General features: G+C 69.9%; 18 protein-coding genes. 3 read left to right on the forward strand and 15 right to left on the reverse strand.

The genetic code is table 11. From position 1 onward, the window contains the following. Positions 1 to 62 precede the first annotated feature (62 nt). Positions 63 to 518 carry a DUF2625 family protein gene (locus ABEG17_RS16170; RefSeq protein ID WP_406830505.1) on the reverse strand — a complete coding sequence of 152 codons (456 nt, stop codon included), beginning with the start codon at positions 516 to 518 and terminating at the stop codon, positions 63 to 65. Next, positions 416 to 730 carry a DUF2625 family protein gene (locus ABEG17_RS16175; RefSeq protein WP_406830506.1) on the reverse strand — a complete coding sequence of 105 codons (315 nt, stop codon included), beginning with the start codon at positions 728 to 730 and terminating at the stop codon, positions 416 to 418. Before ABEG17_RS16175 ends, ABEG17_RS16170 begins: the two co-directional genes overlap by 103 nt. Before the next feature lie 221 nt (positions 731 to 951). On the opposite strand from ABEG17_RS16175, the gene ABEG17_RS16180 reads away from it, so the two are divergent. After that, positions 952 to 1,251: a putative quinol monooxygenase gene (locus tag ABEG17_RS16180; protein WP_406830507.1), complete on the forward strand. Its 300-nt coding sequence runs from the start codon at positions 952 to 954 to the stop codon at positions 1,249 to 1,251. 95 nt (positions 1,252 to 1,346) lie between these two features. Here ABEG17_RS16180 and ABEG17_RS16185 read toward each other — a convergent pair whose 3' ends face one another. The 8 genes from ABEG17_RS16185 to ABEG17_RS16220 all read right to left on the reverse strand — a co-directional run bounded on the left by ABEG17_RS16185 (position 1,347) and on the right by ABEG17_RS16220 (position 11,227). Next, a complete protein-coding gene (locus tag ABEG17_RS16185; protein WP_406830508.1) occupies positions 1,347 to 2,114 on the reverse strand; it encodes a hypothetical protein in 768 nt (255 codons plus the stop codon). 347 nt (positions 2,115 to 2,461) lie between these two features. Beyond that, on the reverse strand, positions 2,462 to 3,196 hold the full coding sequence (locus tag ABEG17_RS16190; RefSeq protein WP_406830509.1) for a hypothetical protein: 735 nt from the start codon (positions 3,194 to 3,196) through the stop codon (positions 2,462 to 2,464). A 435-nt stretch (positions 3,197 to 3,631) separates the two neighbouring features. Further along, a complete protein-coding gene (locus tag ABEG17_RS16195) occupies positions 3,632 to 4,684 on the reverse strand; it encodes an AraC family transcriptional regulator (RefSeq protein ID WP_406830510.1) in 1,053 nt (350 codons plus the stop codon). Positions 4,685 to 5,099: 415 nt separating this feature from the next. Next, complete coding sequence (locus tag ABEG17_RS16200) at positions 5,100 to 6,605, reverse strand: FAD-dependent monooxygenase (protein ID WP_406833222.1); 1,506 nt, start codon at positions 6,603 to 6,605, stop codon at positions 5,100 to 5,102. A gap of 221 nt (positions 6,606 to 6,826) precedes the next feature. Next, positions 6,827 to 7,681 carry a carbohydrate ABC transporter permease gene (locus ABEG17_RS16205; protein ID WP_406830511.1) on the reverse strand — a complete coding sequence of 285 codons (855 nt, stop codon included), beginning with the start codon at positions 7,679 to 7,681 and terminating at the stop codon, positions 6,827 to 6,829. Further along, the gene (locus tag ABEG17_RS16210; RefSeq protein WP_406830512.1) at positions 7,678 to 8,904 is read right to left on the reverse strand and encodes a carbohydrate ABC transporter permease; all 1,227 of its coding nucleotides are present in this window, start codon (positions 8,902 to 8,904) and stop codon (positions 7,678 to 7,680) included. The genes ABEG17_RS16205 and ABEG17_RS16210 overlap by 4 nt, the downstream gene beginning before the upstream one ends. Before the next feature lie 2 nt (positions 8,905 to 8,906). Then, positions 8,907 to 10,148, reverse strand: a complete 1,242-nt coding sequence (locus ABEG17_RS16215) for an extracellular solute-binding protein (protein WP_406830513.1) — start codon at positions 10,146 to 10,148, stop codon at positions 8,907 to 8,909. After that, entirely contained in the window at positions 10,145 to 11,227 is a 1,083-nt protein-coding gene (locus ABEG17_RS16220; protein WP_406830514.1) for a LacI family DNA-binding transcriptional regulator, read from the reverse strand. Before ABEG17_RS16220 ends, ABEG17_RS16215 begins: the two co-directional genes overlap by 4 nt. A 202-nt stretch (positions 11,228 to 11,429) precedes the next feature. On the opposite strand from ABEG17_RS16220, the gene ABEG17_RS16225 reads away from it, so the two are divergent. Both ABEG17_RS16225 and dxs read left to right on the forward strand, forming a co-directional pair. Next, positions 11,430 to 13,541 (forward strand): glycogen debranching N-terminal domain-containing protein, encoded by a 2,112-nt coding sequence (locus ABEG17_RS16225; RefSeq protein WP_406830515.1) that lies wholly within the window; start codon positions 11,430 to 11,432, stop codon positions 13,539 to 13,541. Positions 13,542 to 13,616: 75 nt separating this feature from the next. Then, on the forward strand, positions 13,617 to 15,485 hold the full coding sequence (gene dxs, locus ABEG17_RS16230; RefSeq protein ID WP_406830516.1) for a 1-deoxy-D-xylulose-5-phosphate synthase: 1,869 nt from the start codon (positions 13,617 to 13,619) through the stop codon (positions 15,483 to 15,485). Here dxs and ABEG17_RS16235 read toward each other — a convergent pair. From ABEG17_RS16235 to ABEG17_RS16255, 5 genes are all read right to left on the reverse strand, one after another. After that, on the reverse strand, positions 15,439 to 17,286 hold the full coding sequence (locus ABEG17_RS16235) for a helix-turn-helix domain-containing protein (protein ID WP_406830517.1): 1,848 nt from the start codon (positions 17,284 to 17,286) through the stop codon (positions 15,439 to 15,441). The genes dxs and ABEG17_RS16235 overlap by 47 nt on opposite strands. Positions 17,287 to 17,314: 28 nt before the next feature. After that, the gene (locus tag ABEG17_RS16240) at positions 17,315 to 18,079 is read right to left on the reverse strand and encodes a 3-hydroxybutyrate dehydrogenase (protein WP_406830518.1); all 765 of its coding nucleotides are present in this window, start codon (positions 18,077 to 18,079) and stop codon (positions 17,315 to 17,317) included. A 191-nt stretch (positions 18,080 to 18,270) separates the two neighbouring features. Continuing rightward, positions 18,271 to 20,391, reverse strand: coding sequence for a 3-hydroxyacyl-CoA dehydrogenase NAD-binding domain-containing protein (locus ABEG17_RS16245; RefSeq protein WP_406830519.1), 2,121 nt, complete (start codon positions 20,389 to 20,391; stop codon positions 18,271 to 18,273). After that, entirely contained in the window at positions 20,388 to 21,605 is a 1,218-nt protein-coding gene (locus tag ABEG17_RS16250) for a thiolase family protein (RefSeq protein WP_406830520.1), read from the reverse strand. The genes ABEG17_RS16245 and ABEG17_RS16250 overlap by 4 nt, the downstream gene beginning before the upstream one ends. Positions 21,606 to 21,768: 163 nt before the next feature. Continuing rightward, positions 21,769 to 23,064: an HRDC domain-containing protein gene (locus ABEG17_RS16255; protein ID WP_406830521.1), complete on the reverse strand. Its 1,296-nt coding sequence runs from the start codon at positions 23,062 to 23,064 to the stop codon at positions 21,769 to 21,771. Positions 23,065 to 23,085 lie beyond the last annotated feature (21 nt).

A 23,085-nucleotide genomic window follows, 5' to 3' on the forward strand; every position in this document is an offset into this window, starting at 1 on the left:
TGTCCGCGCGTCGATGCCGATGTGCAGTCCTGCTGCCGCCCGCCTTCACGGCTGACGAGCCTTCACGGCTGACGAGCCGCCTCGTCGTAGAAGGAATGGAGCTCGGACAGGGGAACAGGCCGCCGGCTCACGGCTGCCATGTCTCTCCCCTCAGCGGAGAACGGCGGCGGCCACAAGCTCAGCCCTTGATCCAACGCAAGTGCCGCCACTTCCTCGGCCCATCCGGGCCACCGGAAATCCTCGTAGAACTTCGTCGTCACGCCTGTGACGAAAGCCCGGACGAACGCGCCATGACCGAGGTCCGTGCTCTCCCATCTGAGTGCGTCAGGAGCCCAATAACAGACCTTGCCCAGGCTGATTCCGAGGCCGCCTCCGTCGATAGCAAATCGGCCGCCGAGCACGTCGAAGGCCACGATCAGATACGGGAGGGGGGCTGCGCCGTTGTAGGTCCGTGTAAGCCGTTCGCGGCTGCAATGCTTGGTAGCCCCAGATATCCGCCACCAAGGATGCGCAGCCAACCGCCGTCTACAAGTAGTCCACCGCAGTTCAGTGCCAGCGCTCCCAGCGCGGACGCTGCGGTGACCTGTAGACCATGAAGACTCGCTTCACCGGTCACACGGTCCACCGGCAGTATCCGTGCCAGCGGGCTGGACTGTCTGACCAGCGATTCGATGGCTGGCCAAGCGGGCTCATCAACGCTGGCCAACTCCTCAGCCGAACGAAGTTCCATACGCCGAACCTAGGGCAGGAACGTCCGCTCACTGCGCAAAGGTCTACCTGTCGGTGGCGTGATGAGGACGTGCGTCTCTCCTCCAGTTGGGACGGCCCCTGATGAATGAAGCACATGTGCCGGCGCCTGGGACGTGGCTACCTGTCCCGGACGTGGTGCCGGTGCTACGTTGCTGAAAGCGGCCGCAGCCTGGCGATCGCGCAAGCGAAGGAGTCAGACTCATGCTGACCAAAGCTCTTCTCGTGCGTCTTGAGGCCCTGCCGGGGAAGGAAACTGAGCTCGCGGAGTTCCTGACCGGGGCGCGTTCGATCGTGATGGAGGAGCCGGGTACCGTCGCTTGGTTCGCCATCCAGTTCGGGCCGACGACGTTCGGGGTGTACGACGTGTTTCCCGATGACGCCGCTCGAGATGCGCACCTCGCCGGTGGTGTGGGCCAGGCGCTCGGACCGAACACAGGCGTCCTCTTCTCCGAGCCGCAGATCGAGAAGATCGACATCCTCGCCGACAAGGTCCCGGGATAAGACTCCCCCTCACGCCTGCGGGTGACGCGGCGTCATTAACGCCTCCTTCCGACCTCCGCCCGTAGAGGCGGGCTTGCCGCGTTGCCGGTGGCGGCTCAGAAGTCCACCCCGGCTTGCGGGATGGTCAGTGGCCCTAGCCATTCCGCGCGGGTGGCTGCCTGCATGAGGTCTTCGACATCGCCGTTGAAGCGGTCGATGCCCAAGGCGATGCACAGCAGCAGGGTCTCCAGTCGCCGTACAGGATCAGTCCATTTGAGCAGCACATCCATGGGCAGGCTCGCCCTCATCAGCTGTATCTCGGCCAAGTCAGCTCGTCGACCCCGCCAGGATCCACCCTGCGCCATCCACACGTATGTCTCTGCGGCCAGGTGACATGCGTCCCGCAGTTCGGAGGATGTCAGCGACTCGGGGTCCGTGACGAGACGAACGCGAATGCCCAGGGGTCTCATGGCGTCGACGAGTCCCGTGAGTGTCTCCGTGAACGGCGCACCGCCGTTCCGGCGGATTCGACCCGCGGTGGCGACCAACCCCAGCTCTGTGGCACCGGCAGCGACGAGCCTGTGCGCCTCCTCCAGCGTCTCCATGGGGAGCATGGGCTCGGAGTCGTCAGCGTTCCAACCCACGACGGTCGTGCACCCGACCGTGGAGCCGCTCAGCTCGGCGGCCGCGAGACGCAGGTTTGCGGGTCGGACGATGACGCTGGCCAGCCCCCAATGACGAGCCCGGGCACAGCCGGTGGCGATGTCACGTTCGCTGAGATGGTCGTCATAGAGCCTGCTATCCAAGCTGGACGCCAGCTGGACCCTCGAAATCTGCACACGCTGCGGAATTTTGCGCCTCCCAGTTGGTGACTGCTCCATCACGATCCCACTCGTTGTGGCTCTCGACGATGCTGATCTCTGCTCAGTGGGTGGCTGCACATCCATTGACTCGGCTCCCATCGGCATCGCTCGTTCTCGAAAGGCGTTCACCACGCCCAGTTCGCGCGTCCTCCAACATGGAAATCATCACAGCCGACCATGGGTCGGCGACGATTCCCTGAAGACGTGTGCGCGAATCGGATGTACAAGTGCGCGGAACGGTCATCGATGGGGTGTTCCGAGGCGCCCTCCGACCGTTCACAGCGCCTTCGACGTCGCCATCGGCGATACCCACCGCCGACCGAGCCTCGGCCGACAGCTCGCCCGTGGGGCGGGTGGCACGGCCTGGGTCAGTAGTCGACTCCGCGGACCGGAACCACCAACGAGCCGAGCTCGATCCGTCGTGCAGCCTCGCTCAGGAGTGTGGCGGGGTCACCGTTGAAGCGATCCACGCCTTCCGCGATGCAGATCAACATGGCGTCGAGCGTCCTGATGGGCGACGTCCACTTCAGTCTGACGTGTGGCGGGAGTGACCCCCTCATCAGCTGGATCCGAGTGAGGCTGGTCCGTGCTCCCAGCCACGAGCCACCCTGAACGAGCCAAGCCCCCGTGCTCGCCAGCCGATGACAGACCGCCACCGTGTCGTCCGGGGTCAGATTGTCGGTGTCCAGGACCACCCGCACCCGCGCCCCGTGATCACGCATCGCGCCTACGAGCGAGGAGGCCGAGTCGACGAACCGAAGGCCCTGGTCCCCCTTGAGGCGGGATGCGTCCGCGAGCAGCCCCACCTCGGTGGCACCGTCTCCCACCAGCCGCCGCGCTTCGGTCAGCAACTCGTGGGTGGACAGGGGCCGAACGTCGTTCTCGCACCATCCAGGAACGCTCACGATTCCCATCAGCGTGCCGGCCGAGCGCAGACCGACCGTGGAGACGACCTCCGGACGGACGATCACGCTGGACAAGCCGTGGCGGGTGGTGAGCGCGTACTCCTCGCCGATCGCCTTTGGCGTCGCCTCCGTCAGGTAGAGGCGATGCTCGAGCCTCGAGGCGATCTCGCCGAGGCTGATGGGCCGGCGGCCGGTCAACCGAGGGCGGGGCACACCGGTGCTCCAGCTCACCGATCCACGCGCCGACCCGAACGTCGATGATCCGAGCACATTGGCTCCTCGTTCCTGCAATGGGGTTTGCCGTCGATGCACAAGGGGTGAACGGCCCCGGGGCAGCAGGGGGTCGGCCCGGGACCGCTCACCGAGCTGTTTGGTGTGGAACGCAGTCGCCAGACAGCCCTACGCGGCTTCGTTCGACTCCGTTCTCCCTCGACCGCGACCTCGGGTGTCCCTGGCCACGGCTCTGGAGCATCCACTCCGTCTGCATCTGCGCCCGACCCATTGGACGGGGACCGAGGCAGGGCCAGAACACCTGTCATCAGGTAATCGGATCAGCGGCCGCTCGCCTAGCCACACCGCGCAGCGAGCAAGCCGCATCACGCACAGGTCGTTGCTCCCTCACCGGCACGCTCCTTAGCCTGGTGGTTGCTTCAAGGTCTGGGATGGGAGTTCGCCGAAGGCTTCTCGGTACGCGGCCGCGAACCGGCCCATGTGCAGCATCCCCCAGGAGTAGGCGACGCTCTCCACCGTTGTCGTCCCTGCGGTGGCCAGCTCGAGGTCCTCCCGTATGCGTGCGAGTCTCAGCTCGCGCAGGTACGCCATCGGTGGTCTACCGAGGTGGCGGGCGAAGCCGCTCTGCAGCGAACGCAGACTCACGTGGACAGCTCGAGCAAGGGTGGTGCTCGACCAGGGCTCCTCTGGGTGCTCGTGCAGCAGGTCGACCGCACGGGCGATCGTGTTCGGGAGCGCAGGTGCGGCGGGACGGTTGAGCTCCTCAGCATGGTTGTGCGCATGTCCCAGCAGCAACGTGTCGATCAGCGTCCGCTCGACCTGGCGTCCAGCGGCGAGATGCGTGAGGAGCGGCCCTTTCGCTGAGAGCTCGCCGGCAATCAGGTTCATCATGCTGCGCCACACACGGCCCTGGGGCGTGCTGAGGCTCATGTGAAACGGCAAGCGCAATGGTTGCTTGCACGCCTGACCCATGAGCTCTTCGAGTTCGTTCTGCAGAGTGGCCTGGGGCACCATCACGCACAGCTGTGCAGCATCGGTGCTCCACTCGATCTGGGCCGGCGCGCCAGGGGCAAAGACGGCCGCGGACCTGTTCGTCGTGGTCAGCAGCTCAGAGCGACCCGTACGGGAGACGACGGTGCCGGTCAGGGGAGTGTTGACGTGGACGTGCGTGGCCTCGTCGGTGAGCAGGCGCACGTGCCGTCCGTACTCGAGCTGGCCCACCGTCGTCCTGCCCACGCGGAGTGCGGTCAGGCTCATGCCCACTGGACCCCGCTCGAGTGTCCGGACCTGGTTGGGTAGGTAGATCCTGCCCACGACATCCTCGGCCTCGTCGGACGAAGCCGCCTTCAGCACCGTCACCCCGAGCGCCCTCGGTGTGTGGTCTTCTTCGGCTGGAACCGGATCCCCCGGACCATCGCGTCCAAGTCTGGACACTTCGTGCGCACCTCTCTCCACGCGTCACACGCCCTTCGCGTGACGTCCTGACCAAATGACTCATCGAGCTCCTGCTGCTGGACCGACTCCATCCGGAGAAACTCCGTCTCCCAAGAAGTCGAGTCACTCTTGGGGATCGGAGCTGATGCTGCGGAGTCGGCGGCGGCAGCACCGCACGACAACGCCGCCGACTGCACGGTTCACTGGAAGCGCGCATCCAGGACGGGCACGGTTCACTTGAGCCGCGCAGCTGGGGTCGGTCCGGCACTCCGGCCCCGCACGCCTCTGTGCGTGCCCAGAGCCCCGGACGTCAGTGAAACGTGCTCGACGTCGCCGACGAGCGCCGGGCGGTCGTCCACGTCAGGTCTCACGAAGCCGATAGTTCGTACCCTAACTATACGCCTCTTCGGACTTACCCCTGACACCACTGGCAGGCCTACCTCAGCTGATCCCTCGGGCCGAACCACTTGGTCAGCCCTTCCTCCAGCCCGGACCCAGAGCCAGGTCCTGAGCCAGAGCCCGAGCCCGAGTCCGAGCCGGAGCCGTCCCCGACCCAGGCGACATGGCCGTCGGGCCGGACCAGGACTGCCGCAGGGGCCTCGACCGCCCCGACCACCGGGAGCTCCCACGGACCGTCGTAGGTCGCATCCACGACGGGGACCCGGTCCGCCCACGGCCCGGGGTCGACGGAGCCGGACTCCCGGAGGTTCACCAGCACCGGACGGGCGGTGTGGAGCAACGAATAGAGACGCACCACACCGGTTTCCGTCACGAGGTCGAGATCAGGCATGCGACGACCGAGCAGCGGGTGGCCCTCGCCGAGGTCGTACCGCACGTCGAGGCCGGAGATGAGCCCGACGACATACCGACGTGGCTCGTCCATCTCCACGAGGCGGTCGACGAGGTCACGGACCGCGGTGATGCGCGGGTCCTGGCGCTGCAGGACGCTGACCGACATCGAGTACTGCAGGGCTCGGGCGCCGGCGGGGTGACGCTCGGCGGTGTAGGTGTCGAGCAGATCCTCCGACGACATCCCGGCGACCACCTGCGCGAGCTTCCAACCGAGGTTCGCAGCGTCCTGGATGCCAAGGCCGATGCCTTGGCCACCGGCAGGGGAGTGGATGTGCGCCGCGTCCCCGGCGAGCAGCACGCGCCCTTGTCGGTAGGTCGCCGCCTGGCGGGTGGCGTCGGTGAACCTCGAGATCCACGTGGGGTCGTGAACCCCGAAGTCGGTCCCGAAGACCGCGGTCAGGTTGGCGCCGAGGTCGGCCAGGGTGGGTTCGGCGCTGCGGCCGACCTCCGGTTCGCTCGAGACGACCCGGACCGTGTGGCCGTTCTCCATGACGCTCAGGCCGTGGACCCCGTGCTCGTCGTAGGTGACGCCCGTCGGCAGCTTCTGGGTGACCTCCACCTCCGCGATGAGCGTGCTCGTGGTGGCCGGCCACCCGGGGAAGTCGATGCCAGCCGCCTTCCGGACGACGCTACGACCACCGTCGGTGCCCACGGCATACCGGGCACGCACCTCTTCACTGCTTGCGAGGTGGAGGGTGACCCCGTCCTCGTCCTGCATGAGGCCCGTCACCTCGACGCCACGTCGGACCTCGACCCCGAGCTCGTCGACCCACTCGGCCAGGATGCGCTCTATGTGGTTCTGGAACAGGCCGAGCGTGTAGGGGTGCCGGGTCGGGAAGTCGCTGATGTCGAGCATCGTGCGCCCTGCGTAGGGCACCGGGAACGTCTTGCCTGCACGGAGGAAGCGGTCGGCGATGCCGCGCTGGTCGAGGATCTCGATGGTGCGCGCATGGAACCCGCCGGCCCGCGAACCCACCAGCTCCGCGGTCTCACGACGCTCGACGACCACCACCTCCACCCCGGCAAGGACCAGCTCACCGGCCAGCATCAGCCCGGTCGGACCCGCTCCCACGACGACGACGTCCACCATCAGCAACCTCCGCTCCCCACCGCCCGGACGGGCCGCGGCCGCCCAGTGTGGGGCAGCCGGGGGGCCTTGCCGCAAGGCCCCCTGTGGGCTATACCTTGGACATGGCAGGGAGCGAGCGCTTCCTGCCTTTGCGCTGTCCGGGGGAGGGCCCGCCGAGGGCCGAGGAAGACGCAGGCGGGCCGGGTACGTCCCCGCCGGCCCGCCTGCAGATCGTGGTCCTGCTACCCCTTGTCGCCGCCCTCGTTGCCGCCGCGGACGAACTGCCGCTGGAAGACGAAGAACAGCAAGGCGACCGGGATGGTGGTGAGCAGTGCCGCGCCGAGCTTCAGGGGGTACTGCGTCCCCGCGCTCAGCTCACCGCTGGCCAGGCTCGCAAGGCCCGTCACCAAGGTCTTGAGCTCCGGGCTCTGGGTGGTCACCAAGAAGTGGGTGAACTCGTTCCACGACCCCTGGAACGACAGGATCGTCAACGTGAGCAGCGCCGGCTTGGCCATGGGCAGAATCACCGACCAGAAGGTGCGGAACACCCCGGCGCCGTCGATGCGCGCGGCCTCCTCGACCGACACCGAGATGGAGTCGAAGAACTGCTTCATGATGAAGACACCGGCCGCGTCGACCAGCAGGGGGAGCACCATCGCCGAGTAGGTGTTGTAGATCCCGAGATAGCTGACCATGAGGAACTTCGGGATCAGCAGGGCCACCCCGGGGACGCTCATCACCGCCAGGACCGTGGCGAACAGGAACTTTCGGCCCCGGAACTTCAACCGGGACAACGCATATCCCGCCAGGCTGTCGAAGAAGACCCGCGCCGCCGTCACGACCAGCGTGATGACGACGGAGTTGCCGAGCCACCGCATGATCGGCACGGGGCTCTCGACGCCGATGCCGAAGATGCGCTTCCACGCCGAGGTGTCGAGCGGGTTGGGGATGAGGCTCAGCGGGTTGTCCGTCGAGGCGCTGTCGCTCTTGAACGACGTCGCGATCTGGATGAGGAACGGGTAGAGATAGATCACCGAGAAGAGCACGAGCACGACGTAGAAGAGGATGAGCTTCCATCCGGTGGTGCGCCTGGTCATCGCGTCCCGCTCCTCACTGCGTCGGCCTCGTCGTCGGTGACGGGGTCGTCGGCAACCGGGTCGTCGGCAACCGAGTCGTTGGCGCGGACCACGGCGGCCGGGGCTGCAGGTCCGGTGCGCGTATCCGGCGTGGCCGGGGCTCCCGGGCCGCGGCGGCGGGTGCGCGGGGTGTCCTTGTCACGCATGAGCCAGCGCTGGAACGCGGTCAGCGCGATGATCAGCACGAACACGACGAAGGACATGGCCGCACCGCCGCCGTAGTCCAGGTTCGTGAACGACTGCTTGTAGGAGAGGAAGGCCGGCGTCAGGGTCGTGTTGGCCGGAGCGCCCTTGCCCATGACGTAGATCTGGTCGAAGACCTGCCAGGTGCCGATGAGGCCGAGGGTCGTGACGAGGAAGATCGTCGGCTTGAGCATGGGCAGGGTGACGAACCGCAGCTTCTGCCAGGGGGAGACGCCGTCGAGCTCGGCTGCCTCGTCGACCTCGACGGGGAGGTCCTGCAGAGCGGCGAGGAACATCAGCATGAACGTGCCGGTCGTCGTCCAGATGGCCAGGATGATGACGACGCACATCGCCACCGACGGTCCCGCGAACCAGTCCCACACCGAACGACCCAGGACCTCGCCCTGCGCCCACGACGGGTTGTCGCCGACGCCGACGAGGTCGAGCAGGATGTGGAAGAGGCCGCGCGAGTCGCTGAACCACGCCGGGCCCTGGATGCCGAACATCTCAAGCACGGCGTTGACCGCGCCGGAGTTGGCGAACAGGAAGAGGAACACGACGCTGATGGCGATCGAGCTCGTCACCGACGGGAAGTAGAAGGCCGTCCGGAAGAAGCTCTTGCCCTTGAGGAACCGGTTGCTGACGATCAGCCCGAGGAAGAACGAGATCGCGGTCTGCAGCGGAACGACGAAGAAGACGTACCAGAAGTTGTTGCCCAGCGACTGCATGAAGTTGTCGCGCTTGAGGCCGTCCTGGGTGAACAGCGCCGTGTAGTTGCGGGCTCCCACCCAGGCGGCGTTCTGACCGCCCTGGAACGGTGAGCCGTTGCCGTTCCAGTTGGTGAAGCTGACGTAGAGCGCCATGAGCACAGGGATGAAGAGGAACACGCCGACGACGACGATCAGCGGCGTGACGAACAACCAGCCGGCCGTACCCTCGCGACCGCGGATCCCGCCGCCGCCACGAAGGCGGCGACGGGACCCGATGGTGGTGGTGGTCACGGTCACTGGCCCTTGAGGGCCGAGTCGCCGTTCTTCTGCAGGGTGGCCAGGATGGACTTGGGGTCCTTGGAGGCCAGCTGCTCGAGGTCGGTGTTGAAGGCCGACATGACCGGGTCGAAGCCGGCCAGGTTCACCGGGCCGGTGCCGTACTCGCCACCGGCGGTGAAGGCGGCATCGTCGGGGAACTCGGCGGCATACTGCTTGGCGCCCTCGGTGGTCGACGGCATGACGCCGAACGCCTTGGCGAACGTCATCTGCTGCTCGGTCGAGGTGAGCGACTTGACCAGGTCCACGGCCGCTGCCTGGTTCTTGGACTTGGCTGCGATCCCCCAGCAGTTGCTGAACAGCAGGGTGCCCTTGCCGGCGGGGCCGGCCGGGAGCTCGACCACCTTGGTCTTGATGTTCGGGAAGTCGTTCTTCAGGGCGCCGCGGATCCAGTTCCCCTCGATCGTCATGGCGGCCTTGCCCTTGCCCAGCGCCTCGCCACCCCAACCGGCGTCGACCTGCTTGGCGTACTTCATCGAGCCGGCCTTGAGCAGCTTCTGCGCCTCGGTGAGGCCGGCGACGTTCTCGGCGGAGTCGGCGGTGACCGTCTTGCCGTCCTTGCTGACGACCCAGCCACCGGCCTGACGCATGAACACGCCGAGGCGCGCCCACTCGCCCCCGACGACCAGGCCCGTCACCTTGCCGGACGTGAGCTTCTTGGCGACCGTCTCGAGGCCGGCCCAGTCCTTGGGGACGTCGGCATCGGTCAGGCCGGCCTTGGTCCACAGGTCGGTGTTGATGACGAGCGCCAACGTGGAGAAGTCCTTCGGCGCGCACTGCAGCTTGCCGTCGTAGGTGTAGGTCTGGACGAGGCTGTCGAGGTAGCCGGCGTCCTTGACCTGGTCCCCGTACGCATACAGGTTGCCGGCCTTGGCGAAGTCACCGATGCGGGCGGCGTCGGCGTAGAACACGTCCGGCGGGGTGCCGCCGGCGAAGCCCTGACCGAGCTGCTGGTTGAGGTCGGAGGCCACGACGACCTCAGCGGTGTTGCCGGACTTCTTGCTCCAGGCGTCGGCGGCGGCCTTGACCGCGGCCGTCTCGGCGTCGCCGGACGTGCCGATGAGGATCTGCAGCTTGGCAGGTCCGGAGGACTGCTGCGGGCTCGAGCTCTTGCTGTCGAATCCGCCTCCGCCACAGGCGGAAAGGGCGAGTGCGGACGTGGTCACGAGGACCAGTCCCATGGTGGTGGTGCGCCTCATTGCTGCTCCTCGGTGATGAGTGTGTCGCGGGGCCGGGTGGCCGGCGACGAGGGGGTGCGGGTGGTGCTGGAACGAACGGTGAGCTCGGGGGAGAGCAGCACGGGTTCGGTGCTTCGGGGGGACAGGAGCATGCGCCAGGCGGTCTGGGCCGCCTGGGCGATGGGCTGTCGGATGCTGGTGACCGACAGGGCCTCGGCCACGTCGGTGTCGTCGAACCCCACGACCCCCACGTCCGGGCCCAGGGCCAGTCCGGCGTTGCGGGCGGCGCGCACGGCGCCGAGGGCGAGCATGTCGGAGGCGCAGACCACTGCGCTGCCGGGCCCGAGCCGGGCGAGCAGCCGCTCGGCGGCCGCGGTCGCCTGGTCGAGGTCCTGCACGGACTCCTCGGCCTCGGCCTCGTCGGGGTCGTGGCGGCCCGCGTCGGCGAGCCCCGCGAGCCAGCCGCCGCGGCGGTCGTCGCCGACGGGGGAGCCGGAGGGCCAGCCGAGGAAGCCGATCCGCCCGTACCCGGCGGCCACGAGGTGGGCCACCGCCTGCCGGACGCCGCTGCCGCCGTCGACGTCGACCCACTGGTGCAGGTCGGGCAGGTCCCACACCCGGCCGAAGGACACGAACGGCACGTCGTGGTCGAGCAACCACTGCGGGCGGGGGTCGCCCGGCCGCGTGTCGGCCAGGACGAAGCCGTCCACCAGGCCGGTGGCCAGGATCTGGCGGTACCCCTCGACCACGTCGTCGGGATCGGGGGCGAAGGTCATGAGGTGCGAGCCGTGGTCGGGCGCGGCCACCGTGAGCTGGACGAGGAACTCGTCGAGGATGTGGCCCATCTTCGCGTGACCGGAGGGGTTCACCTCGAAGCCGTATGCCGCGGCCTTGCGGCGGCGCAGCTGCTGGGCGGTGACGTTGGGGGTGAAGCCGAGGCGGGCGATCTCCGCCAGCACCCGCTCGAGGGTGGCGGGGGCGACCTTGTCGGGGCGGTTGAGCGCGTTGCTGACGGTCTGGCGGGACACGCCGGCCGCGTGGGCGACGTCCACGATCGTGGCGCGCGACGTCGGGCCGGGGGCCGTCGTCAGCTCCGTCATGCTCGCTCCCTTGCGATGTGATCGTTCAAACGAGAACGCGTTTGAACGTTCCAACGAAAGCGAGCATGCTCTACGCACCCGGCGCCGTCAAGGGCATGATGGGGCGGCACGCCGGGACCGGCCGAGCCGTCCGTCGCATCACCCGCGACCACGCCGACAGCCCGCCGACCTGCCCAGACGTCAACGGAGAGAAGGCCCACAGGTGTCCGACCACGAGCCGACCGAGGCTGCCCAGGCAGCTGCCCCGTCGCGCCAGCCCTGGCTCCACGAGCTCACCATCTGTGTGAACGGGAACGCCACGGCCCTGTCCGGGACCCGCGGCGACATCGAGCCGGCGACGGCCCACGGCCTCTACGTCGACGACGTGCGCGTGCTGAGCACGGCCACCATCCGCATCGACGGGGAGGCGCCGGCCTTCGTGGCCCAGGGGGCCAGCGGGGCACGTGCGGAGTTCGTGCTGTCCGCCCGCAACCTCGGCAACCCCGGGCCCGACCCGACCGTCGAGGTGCACCGCGCCCGGGCGCTCGAGGACGGCGCCATGGTGGAGCGTCTCGTGCTCAGCTCCAGGGCCAGCGCGCCGGTCACCGCGACGGTCGTCGTCGAGCTCGCCGGCGACGGTGCGCCCATCGGCTCGGTCAAGGCGGGCCACGTCGTCCACCCGACGGTGGCCCCCTCGCGGGACGGCGACGCCCTGGTCCTCGACTTCGAGCGGCACACCACCCGGGTCGAGTTCGAGCCGCAGCCGGCGGCCGTGATCGTCTCGGACCACCGCGCGGTCGTGGAGCTCCTGATGTCGGTGCAGCCCGGCGAGAGCACCGAGGTCACCATGCGGGCACGGACCACGCGCCGGTCGGCATCGGTGCTGGACGCCGACCCCGGCCACGCCGCCGTCTCCTGGGGCTCGGTCCGGGTCGTCGCCGACGACCCGCGGCTGAGCCACCTCGTCGAGCACGCCATGGACGACCTGCAGCACCTCCTGCTGCGCGACCCCGACGACGCCGACGACGTGTTCGCGGCAGCCGGAACGCCTTGGTACCTCACGCTCTTCGGCCGTGACTCGATCTGGGCCGCGCGGATGATGCTGCCGTTCGGCACCGACCTCGCTGCTGGCACCCTGCGGGTCCTCGCCCGCCGCCAGGGGGAGAAGGTCGACCCCCGGAGCGCGGAGGCGCCGGGCAAGATCCCCCACGAGCTGCGCCGCACGGCATACCTCGATCCGGAGAGCGGGCTGGCACTGCCGCCGGTCTACTACGGCACCGTCGACGCCACCGCGCTCTGGGTGACGCTGCTCGTCGAGGCGTGGCAGTGGGGCATGGCCGAGGACCAGGTCCGGGCGTTGCTGCCCAACCTCCGTGCCGCTCTCGGCTGGCTCACGACCGACGGACGTCCCGACGACGACGGCCTGCTGAAGTACCTCGACACGTCGGGCACCGGCCTGGCCAACCAGGGCTGGAAGGACTCCGGCGACTCCATCCGCTGGCGCGACGGACGCATCGCCGACGCCCCCATCGCGCTCGTCGAGGCGCAGGCGTATGCCGTCGAGGCGCTGTCCGGGGCCGCGCGCCTCCTGCGGGCCCTGGGAGAGGACGGCGCCGATGACGCCGAACGCCAGGCGCAGGAGCTGCGTGAGCGGATCGGCGAGCGGTTCTGGGTCCAGACCGACGCCGGGCGCTACCTCGCCATCGCGCTGGACGGGCACGGCGACGCCGTCGACGGCCTCGGCTCCAACATGGGCCACGTCCTCGGCACCGGCGTGCTCACCCCGGCCGAGTCGGCCTCCGTCGCCGCCCAGCTGACCGGCGACGAGCTGCTCGACGAGTTCGGGATCCGGACCATGGGCAGCGGCAACGGCGGCTTCAACCCCATCGGCTACCACACCGGTTCGATCTGGACGCACGACACCGCCATCGTCGCGCTGGGGCTGGTGAAGGAAGGACACCGGGCCGAGGGTGCCCTCGTCGCACGCTCGCTCGTGGCCTCGGCCGAGGCGTTCGACTACCGGTGGCCCGAGCTCTACTCGGGGCTGCCCATGATGGGACGACCCTCGCCGTACCCGGCCTCGTGCCGTCCGCAGGCCTGGTCGGCGGCGTCCGCGGGGGCCCTGGTCACGGTCGCCCTCGGGCTCCGGGCCGACCTGCCGGCCGGGGTGCTGGAGATCGACCCCGCCGTCCCGGCACCGTTCGGCGCGCTGCGGGTCGAGGGGCTGCGGATCGGGGACGCCGCGGTCACCGTGAGCGTTGACCGGGAAGGGCAGGTCGAGGTGACCGGGGTGCCGGACAGCCTCGAGGTCAGGGTGCGCGGCACGGGCGGGTAGTCCCAGCGCTTAGACTCAGTCGCTTGCCCGTTGCGGTGAGCCGGGTGAACCGACTGCGTGAAAGGACGGTCCTGCGTGGGACTGCTCGAGACGATCAAGAGCCCCGCCGACCTCAAGGCGCTGCCCGCGCCCCGGGTCACCGAGCTCGCCGAGGAGATCCGTTCCTTCCTGGTCGAGTCGGTGTCCAAGACCGGTGGCCACCTCGGCCCCAACCTCGGCGTGGTCGAGCTCACCCTCGCGCTGCACCGGGTCTTCGACAGCCCGCGCGACACGATCGTCTTCGACACCGGCCACCAGTCCTACGTCCACAAGCTGCTGACCGGACGCCACGACTTCAGCCAGCTCAAGAAGCAGGGCGGCCTGTCGGGCTACCCCAGCCGGGCCGAGTCCGAGCACGACGTCGTCGAGAACTCCCACGCCTCCACCGCCCTGTCCTGGGCCGACGGGATCGCCAAGGCCCGGCGCCTCAAGGGCGAGCGCGGACGCCACACGGTCGCGGTGATCGGCGACGGCGCCCTCACCGGTGGCATGGCCTGGGAGGCGATCAACAACATCGCTGCCGACAAGGACCTGCCGCTGACGATCATCGTCAACGACAACGAGCGCTCCTACGCGCCGACCATCGGTGGCCTCGCTGCGCACCTCGCAACGCTGCGCACGACCCGCGGTTACGAGCGGTTCCTCGACTGGGGCAAGAACACCCTGCACCGCACTCCCGTCGTGGGTGGAGCGATGTACGAGACGTTGCACGGAATGAAGAAGGGGATCAAGGACATCGTCGCCCCCCAGGGGATGTTCGAGGACCTCGGCCTGAAGTACCTCGGCCCGATCGACGGCCACGACGAGCCCGCGGTCGAGGCGGCCCTGCGCCGCGCCCGTGCGTTCGGTGGGCCCGTCCTCGTCCACGTCATCACCCAGAAGGGCAAGGGCTACGACCCGGCGGTGAACGACGACGCCGACCAGTTCCACGGCGTCGGGAAGTTCAACCCCGAGACCGGGCTGCCGTTCGAGGTGAGCGGTCGCATCTGGACCGACGAGTTCAACGACGAGATGGTCGCCCTCGGGGCCGAGCGCAAGGACGTCGTGGCCCTCACCGCGGCCATGCTCATCCCCGTCGGGCTCGACGGCTTCGCCGCGGCCCACCCCGACCGGGTGTTCGACGTCGGCATCGCCGAGCAGCACGCGACCACCATGGCCAGCGGTCTCGCGTTCGCCGGTCTGCACCCCGTGGTCGCCGTCTACGCGACGTTCCTCAACCGCGCGTTCGACCAGCTCCTCATGGACGCCGCCCTGCACCACGCGGGCGTCACGTTCGTCCTCGACCGCGCCGGCGTCACCGGCAGTGACGGCGCGTCCCACAACGGCATGTGGGACATGTCGATCGCCTCGATCGTCCCCGGCCTGCGCCTGGCCGCGCCGCGCGACGGGCAGCAGGTCCGTATGCAGCTGCGCGAGGCCGTGCAGGTCACTGACGCCCCGACCGTGATCCGCTTCCCCAAGGGCGACGTGGGTGACCCGGTGCCGGCCGTGCGGACGGCGGGTTCGCTGGACGTGCTGCACGAGACCTCGGCGGATGCCTGCGACCTGCTCGTCGTGGGTGTCGGTGCCTTCGCCTCCCTCTCCGTCGAGGTCGCCGAGAAGCTCGAGGCGCAGGGCCTGCGGGTCACCGCCGTCGACCCGCGGTGGGTGCTGCCCGTCAGCGACGACCTCGTCGAGCTCGCGCGCACCGCGGGTGCCGTGGCCGTCGTCGAGGACAACCTCGTGACCAGTGGGGTCGGGGTCGCCGTCACGGTTGCCTTGCGCGACGCCGGCCTCGACGTGCCGGTGCACCTCTACGGCATACCGAAGTCGTTCCTCCACCATGCCTCGCGTGGTCAGCTCCTGGACGAGCTGGGGCTCACAGTCGACGCGGTGGCGACGTCGCTGGCGACCCGCCTGCACTGAGCCGGCGCAGGCGCAGCGCGAGCTGCAGCTCCAGGGCGGGGTCGGGCTGCTGCCAGTGCGGGCCCAGGAGTGCGGAGATGCGCTCGAGCCGCTGGCTGACGGTGTTGACGTGCACGTGCAGCTGCGTCGCCGCGTGGCGTGGGCTGCCGCCGGCGTCGAAGTAGGCCTGCAGGGTCTTCACCAGCTCTGAGCCGCGCTTGGCGTCGTAGTCGAGCAGCGGTCCGAGGTGTGCGCTCACGTAGCCGTCGACGTCGGGCGCCGAGCCCACGACGAGGCCGGCGAAGCCGAGGTGTGCCGAGCTGGCGCCGGTGCCGGCCAGGCCGAGGGAGCCCAGGGCCGAGACGGTCCGCACGGCCTCGGCCCACACGGCTGGGACGTCCTCGGCGAGGCCCACCGGTCCGGCAGCCCCCACGCTGACCCGGCCGAGCCGGCCGAGGCGTCTGGCCAGCTCCCCGGCAGCCTGGTGGGGGTCGCCGGAGGGGATGAGTGCGACGACCCGTCCGTCGTGCTCACCCACGACCGAGCCGGGCCCGGCGGCAGCGTGGGCGGCCAGCAGCAGGGTGCGCCGGGGGACCTGGTCGTCGGCGTCCGCGACCAGAACGGCGTGCGGGACCGTCGGGTCCACCCCTTCGCCACGGGCGCGGCCGGCAAGGGTCTGGGGGTCGCCGCGGCCACTGACGAGGTCGGCGACGAGGTCGGTGCGGACCCGCTGCTCGGCCTCGGCGGCCGTGCGCTCGAAGAGCAGGACCAAGGCGGTGACGACGGAGGCGCGTTCGACCGTGCGGCGGTCGGCGTCGTCGAGGTTGCCGACGCCACCCAGGACGAGGACACCGAGCGGGGTCTGCGGCGCCTTGACGCCGATCGCCCACCGGTCGCCGGTCTCGTCGTGGGCCAGGCGTCCGGAGGCCTGCGTCATGCGTACGACGGGGGAGTCGGCCAGCGCCCCAGCTCTCGGGTCGTCGGTCGGCGCGTCGCCGTGGGTGCTCAGGCACTCGCCCTCGGAGTCGAGCAGGACCACCCAACCGCCGAGGAGGTCGCCGAGGGCCTTGGTGACGTCGTCGAACCCGCCGCCGGCCAGGACGAGCTCGGCGAAGCGGTCGTGCGCAGCGGCAGCGCGCTCGACTCCGGCGGTGTGGCGGCGCACCTCGTCGGCGGTGCGGGTCTGGACGATGGAGACCGCGGCCAGGGCGGCCAACGAGCCGAGGAGGGCGACCTGGTCCGGGGAGAACGGCCGGGGGGAGCGGTTCGCCGCGAAGAGCACCCCGACGAACTCGTCCTCGACCGTCAGCGGGGTGCCGCAGATGGACACGAGCCCCTCGTCGCCGACCGCGCTGTCGATGGTCCCGGTGTGCTGGAAGCGGCTGTCGTGGAGGTAGTCCGCGCTCCAGTAGGGCTTGTGGGTCGAGGCCACCAGTCCACCGAGCCCGTCCCCGAGGGACAGGCGCACGGTCTGGAACTCCACGCTCACCGAACCGTCGGTGGCCCGCATGAAGGTGTCGCCGGCCTCGGGGTCGTAGAGCGTGAGGTAGGAGACGTCGGTGCCGATCAGGGCCCGGGCCCGACGGACGATCGCCTCGAGGATGCCGCTGGGGTCACGCAGCGAGGCCAGGTCCCGGGCGGTCTCGACCAGCGCGGTCAGCTCGGCCTCGCGACGTCGGCGTGAGTCGAAGGCCGCACGCACCCGCAGAGCAAGCTCTCGCGCCTCGCCGCCGGGGTCCTCCACCGCGCCGAGCTCCGACGCCGGAGCGCCCTCCGCCAGCAGGCGCAGGAGAGCCATCGCGGAGTCGTCGTGGGCGTCCATCGAGTCGGATCCTAGGCGGCCGTCGCCATCAGTGGGCGGTCCAGCCGCCGTCCATCGCGAACGACGAGCCGGACACCGAGGCGGCTGACGGACCACACAGGAACGCCACGAGCTCGGCGACCTCGTCGGCCTCCACCATCCGCTTGACCGCGACCGGCTCGAGCATGACCTTGGCGACGACCTCGTCCTCGCTGATCCCGTGCGACGCAGCCTGGTCGGCGATCTGCTTCTCCACCAACGGAGTTCGCACATAGGCAGGGTTGACGCAGTTGCTCGTCACGCCGTGCTCGCCACCCTCGAGCGCGGTCACCTTCGACAGCCCCTCCAGCCCGTGCTTGGCGGAGACGTACGCCGCCTTGTAGGCGCTGGCCCGCAGGCCATGGACGCTCGAGACGTTGACGATGCGCCCGAAGCCCTGGGCGTACATGTGGGGGAGAACCCGCCGCGTGAGCCGGAACGGGGAGGTGAGCATGAGCCGGATGATGAGGTCCCAGGTCTCCACCGGGAACTCGTGGATCGGGCTGACGTGCTGGATGCCGGCGTTGTTGACGAGGATGTCGACATCACCGGGGAGCTCGTCCACGGCGTCCAGGTCGGACAGGTCGGTCGGCAACGTCTGGACGCCGGCCATGGAGGCGAACCGCTGCAGGCCCTCCTTGTCCCGGTCCACGGCATGCACCCGCGCGCCCGCGGCGACGAGGCGCTCGACGCAGGACGCGCCGATCCCGCTCGCCGCTCCGGTCACCAGGGCTGTGCGTCCGGTCAGGTCCAAGAGCGCAGGGGTCATCGGCATGCCGCGAGACTAGGTCCGCCGACTCGGACCGAGCATGTGGCGGCGAGCCACAGTTCAGGCGATTCCTGTGTGGTGCGGGAGGCCATCTCGCGCCGAAGACACGACGACGCCCCGACAGGGTGCTGTCGGGGCGTCGTCGTCGGGGAGGCGCCAGGGCGCACACCACCCCGGGCCGGTATGGCGCGTGCAGGCTAGGCGGGCACGCTGGCCACGCCTGCGGGGAGGAACCGCTTGCCGGTGACCTTCTCCGAGACGCCCTCACGGTCGAGCAGCGGGGTGAGGCCGCCGTTCCAGAACTGGAACCCGGCACCGGTGATCATCGCCAGGTCGAGGTCCATCGGGGCCTGGGCCACGCCCTCGTCGAGCATCCGCCGGGCCTCGTCGGCCAGGACGCCGAGAACTCGCTCGCGCACCTGCTCGGTGGTCAGGACCACCGGGTCCGCAGGCTTGTCGAACAGCGCCTCGACCTCGGGGTCGACGACCGGCTTGCCCTCGGGCCAGGTGTAGATGGCCGACTTCTTCGCCGCGACGACCTTGCGCAGGTTCTCCGAGACGTAGAACCGATCAGGGAACGCCTTGGCCAGGGTCTCGTTGTTGTGCAACGCGATCGCCGGTCCGACGAGACCGAGGAGGATGAACGGCGGCATCGGCGCGAGGCCGGCGAACGCACGGTCGGCGACCTCGATCGGGGTGCCCTCGTCGACGACCTTGGCGACCTCACCCATGAACCGGCCGAGGAGCCGGTTGACGATGAAGGACGGCGAGTCCTTGACCAGGATCGTGGTCTTCTTCAGCGTCTTGCCAGTGGCGAAAGCCGTTGCGAGAGTTGCGTCGTCGGTCTGCTCGCCCTTGATGATCTCGAGCAGGGGCATCACGGCGACCGGGTTGAAGAAGTGGAAGCCCACGACCCGCGCCGGGTGCGCCAGCTCCGCGGCCATCTCGGTGATGGACAGCGAGCTGGTGTTGGTCGCGAGGACGCACTCGGCCGACACGACGGCCTCCACCTCGGCCCATACCTGCTTCTTGACCGACATCTCCTCGAAGACGGCCTCGATGACGAAGTCCGCGTCGGCGAACCCGTCCTTACTGGTCGAGCCGGTGACCAGGCCCTTGATGCGGTTGGCCTTGTCGGGGCTGACCCGGCGCTTGCCGAGGAGCTTGTCGACCTCGGCGTGCACGTAGCCCACGCCCTTGGTGACCCGCTCCTCGTCGAGGTCCGTCATGACGATCGGCACCTCGAGGCGCTGGGCGAACAGCAGCGCGAGCTGGCTGGCCATCAGCCCGGCGCCGACGATGCCGACCTTGGTGACCTTGCGGGCCAAGGCCTTGTCGGGTGCACCGGCGGGGCGCTTGGCCCGACGCTGGACGAGGTCGAACGAGTAGAGCCCGGCGCGCAGCTCGTCACCCATGACGAGGTCGGCGAGCGCCTCGTCCTCGGCGGCGAACGCCTCGTCGCGGGTCGCGGTGCGAGCGGCCGCCACGAGCTGCAGGGCACGGTACGGGGCGGGGGACTTCCCGCCGGTCTTCAGGTCGACCAGGCCCTTGGCCGCCTTGATGGCGCCCGCCCACTCGGACTCGTCGCGGGAGATCCCGTTGCCGTCCTTGGTGGTCCGCTCGACCGTGGTCTCGCCCGTGATGACCTTGGCGGCCCACAGCAGCGACTCCTCGAGGAAGTCGGCCGGGGCGAACATGACGTCGGCCATGCCGAGCTCGAAGGCCTGGGGACCCTTGAGCATCCTGTTGGTGTTCATGGGGTTCTCGATGATGACCTTGAGCGCGTTGGCCGGTCCGACGAGGTTGGGCAGCAGGTAGCAGCCACCCCAGCCGGGGACGAGGCCGAGGAACGTCTCGGGAAGGGCGATCGCCGGGACCCCCGCGGAGATGGTGCGGTAGTCGGCCGAGAGCGCGATCTCGACACCGCCGCCCATGGCGGCGCCGTTGACGAACGCGAACGTCGGCACGGGCAGGTCCATGATCGCGCCGAACGCCGCGTGGCCGGCGCGGGCCACCTCGAGCGCCTGCTCGCGGCTGGTCGCCTGGGCGACCGCCTTGAGGTCGGCGCCGACGGCGAAGATGAACGGCTTGCCGGTGATGCCGACCGCCTGGATCTCACCCGCATCGGCCCGGGCGCGAAGCCCCTGGACCACGTCGAGCAGCCCGGCGATGGTCTGCGGCCCGAAGGTGTTGGGCTTGGTGTGGTCGAACCCGTTGTCCAGCGTGATGAGCGCGAGGACCCCGGCGTCGCCGGGGAGGGTGATGTCGCGGACCGGGGTGTGGGTCACGACCTCGTCGAACGTCTGCTGGTCGCTCATGCGGCGACCTCCTTGCCGTAGTCAGCGTGGTGGGGGTTCTCCCAGATCACGGCGCCGCCCATGCCGATACCGATGCACATGGCGGTCATGCCGTAGCGGACCTCCGGGTGCTCCTCGAACTGGCGGGCGAGCTGGGTCATCAGGCGCACGCCCGAGGAGGCGAGCGGGTGGCCGGTGGCGATGGCGCCGCCGTACTGGTTGACGCGGGGGTCGTCGTCGGCGATGTCGAAGTGCTCGAGGAACGCGAGCACCTGCACGGCGAACGCCTCGTTGAGCTCGAACAGGCCGATGTCCTCGATGCTCAGGCCAGCCTTGCCGAGCGCCTTCTCGGCGGCCGGCACCGGCCCGATCCCCATGACCTCGGGCTCGACACCGACGAACGCGAAGTCCACGAGCCGCATACGGATCGGCAGGCCGAGCTCCTGGGCCGCCTCCTCGGAGGCGAGGATGCAGGCGGTGGCGCCGTCGTTGAGCCCGGCGGAGTTGCCGGCGGTGACGTTGCCGTGCGGGCGGAACGGCGTCTTCAGCTCGGCGAGGCTTTCCATCGACGTGCCGGGGCGCGGCGGCTCGTCCTGGGTGGCCAGGCCGTAGCCGAGCTCCTGGTGGCGGGTCGCCATGGGCACGAGGTCGGGCTGGACCTGACCGTTGGCGTACGCCTTGGCGAGCTTGTCCTGGGAGGCGACGGCGTAGGCGTCGGAGCGCTCCTTGGTCAGCGTGGGGAAGCGGTCGTGGAGGTTCTCCGCGGTGGAGCCCATGACGAGCGCGCTAGGGTCGACGAGCTTCTCGGCGACGATGCGCGGGTTGGGGTCGACGCCCTCGCCCATCGGGTGGTGGCCCATGTGCTCGACGCCGCCGGCGATGGCGATGTCCATGGAACCGAACGCGATCGACGACGCGGTGGTGGTGACCGCGGTCATCGCGCCGGCGCACATGCGGTCGATGGAGTAGCCGGGGGTGGTCTTGGGGAGGCCGGACAGCAGGGCGGCCATCCGCCCCAGGGTCAGACCCTGGTCGCCGATCTGTGTGGTCGCGGCGATGGCCACCTCCTCGACGCGCTCCGGCGGCAGCTCGGGGTGGCGGCGCATGAGCTCACGGATGCAGCGGATGACGAGGTCGTCGGCGCGGGTCTGGGCGTAGATGCCCTTCTCCCCGGCCTTGCCGAACGGCGTCCGGACGCCGTCGACGAAGACGACCTCACGAAGGGTGCGGGGCACGGGTGGCCTCCTGTGTCGGGTGACGGGTGGGTCGGCGCGGGACGGTCGTCCGGGCACCTTCGACCGATGCTACTTCCCGGTAACAAGACGGTCACCCGGCCCCACGCGTGAGAGCCGTCACCCCGGCACCGCAGGTATGCCGTGAGGGCGTCCCGGCGCCTGCCTACTCGTCCGCCTGCTCGTTCGCGGGCTCGTCCGGGTGGGCTTCGAAGGCGGCGGCGACCATCGGCGCGACGACATCGGTCTGCCAGCGCCGGGCACCGAGGGCCTGCAGGGCGTCGGCGAACCCGTCGGCGCTGCGGTCCTGCGGCGGGCTCCAGATGACGCGGCGAAGGGGCTCCGGGGACAGCACGTTCTCCACCGGGATCGAGTGCTCGGCGGCGAACGCGGTCAGGGCCTCGCGGGTCTGCGCCAGCCGGGCGGCGGCGACCGGGTCGCGTTCGGGCCACGCCCGCTGCGGCGGAGGTCCGTCGGACCGCAGGGTCATCGGCGGCAGGTCCGCCTCGGGGATCGCGTTGGCGCGGCTGACGGCGTCGAGCCACTGCCGCTGGTATCGGCGCACCGACCGATGACCCGAGGGAAGCCCGGCAGGTGTCGTCGGGGCGGCCATGGCGACCTCGACGAGGACGGCGTCGGGCAGCACCCTGCCGGGGGAGACGTCCCGGTCCTGGGCGATCGCGTCGCGGGTCTCCCACAGCTCGCGCACGACCGCCGCGATGCGGCGCTGGCGGACCTTGTGCATGCCCGACGTGCGTCGCCAGGGGTCGACCCGCGGCGCCGGGCCGGTGAAGTCGAGCAGGGCCTCGAACTCCTCACGGGCCCACCCCGCCTTCCCCTGCTTGGCGAGGTCCACACCCATGAGGTTGCGGACGTCGACGAGGACCTCGACGTCGAGGGCGGCGTAGCGCAGCCACGGCTCGGGCAGCGGACGGGTCGACCAGTCGACGGCAGAGTGCTCCTTGGCCAGCGACAGCCCGAGGTAGTGCTCCACGACGGCGGCCAACCCCACCCGGGGGAGCCCCAGCAGGCGACCGGCGAGCTCGGTGTCGAACAGCTGCCGCGGCCGCAGGCCGACCTCGGCGAGGCAGGCGAGGTCCTGGGTGGCGGCGTGCAGGATCCACTCGGCGTTGCCGATGGCCTCGTCGAGGGGGGACAGGTCGGGGCAGGCGATCGGGTCGATGAGCCAGGTGCCGGAACCCTCACGGCGCAGCTGCACGAGGTAGGCCCGCTGGCCGTAGCGGTAGCCGCTGGCGCGCTCGGCATCGAGGGCGACAGGGCCCTCGCCAGCGGCGATCGCCCTGGCGGCCTCCATCAGTCCCCGCTCCGTCTCCACGACCGGTGGGACGCCGTCCGCAGGCATGTCGAGCGGGATGAGCTCAACGACCTCTGCCGGGGTGTCCGCGTCAGCGGTGGAGGGCGCCGCTCCCGTCGTGGGGATCTCGGCGTCGGTGTCGGTCACCGGCCCAACCTACCCGGCGCG

The organism is Pedococcus sp. KACC 23699, from assembly GCF_045348425.1.
GTDB lineage: Bacteria > Actinomycetota > Actinomycetes > Actinomycetales > Dermatophilaceae > Pedococcus.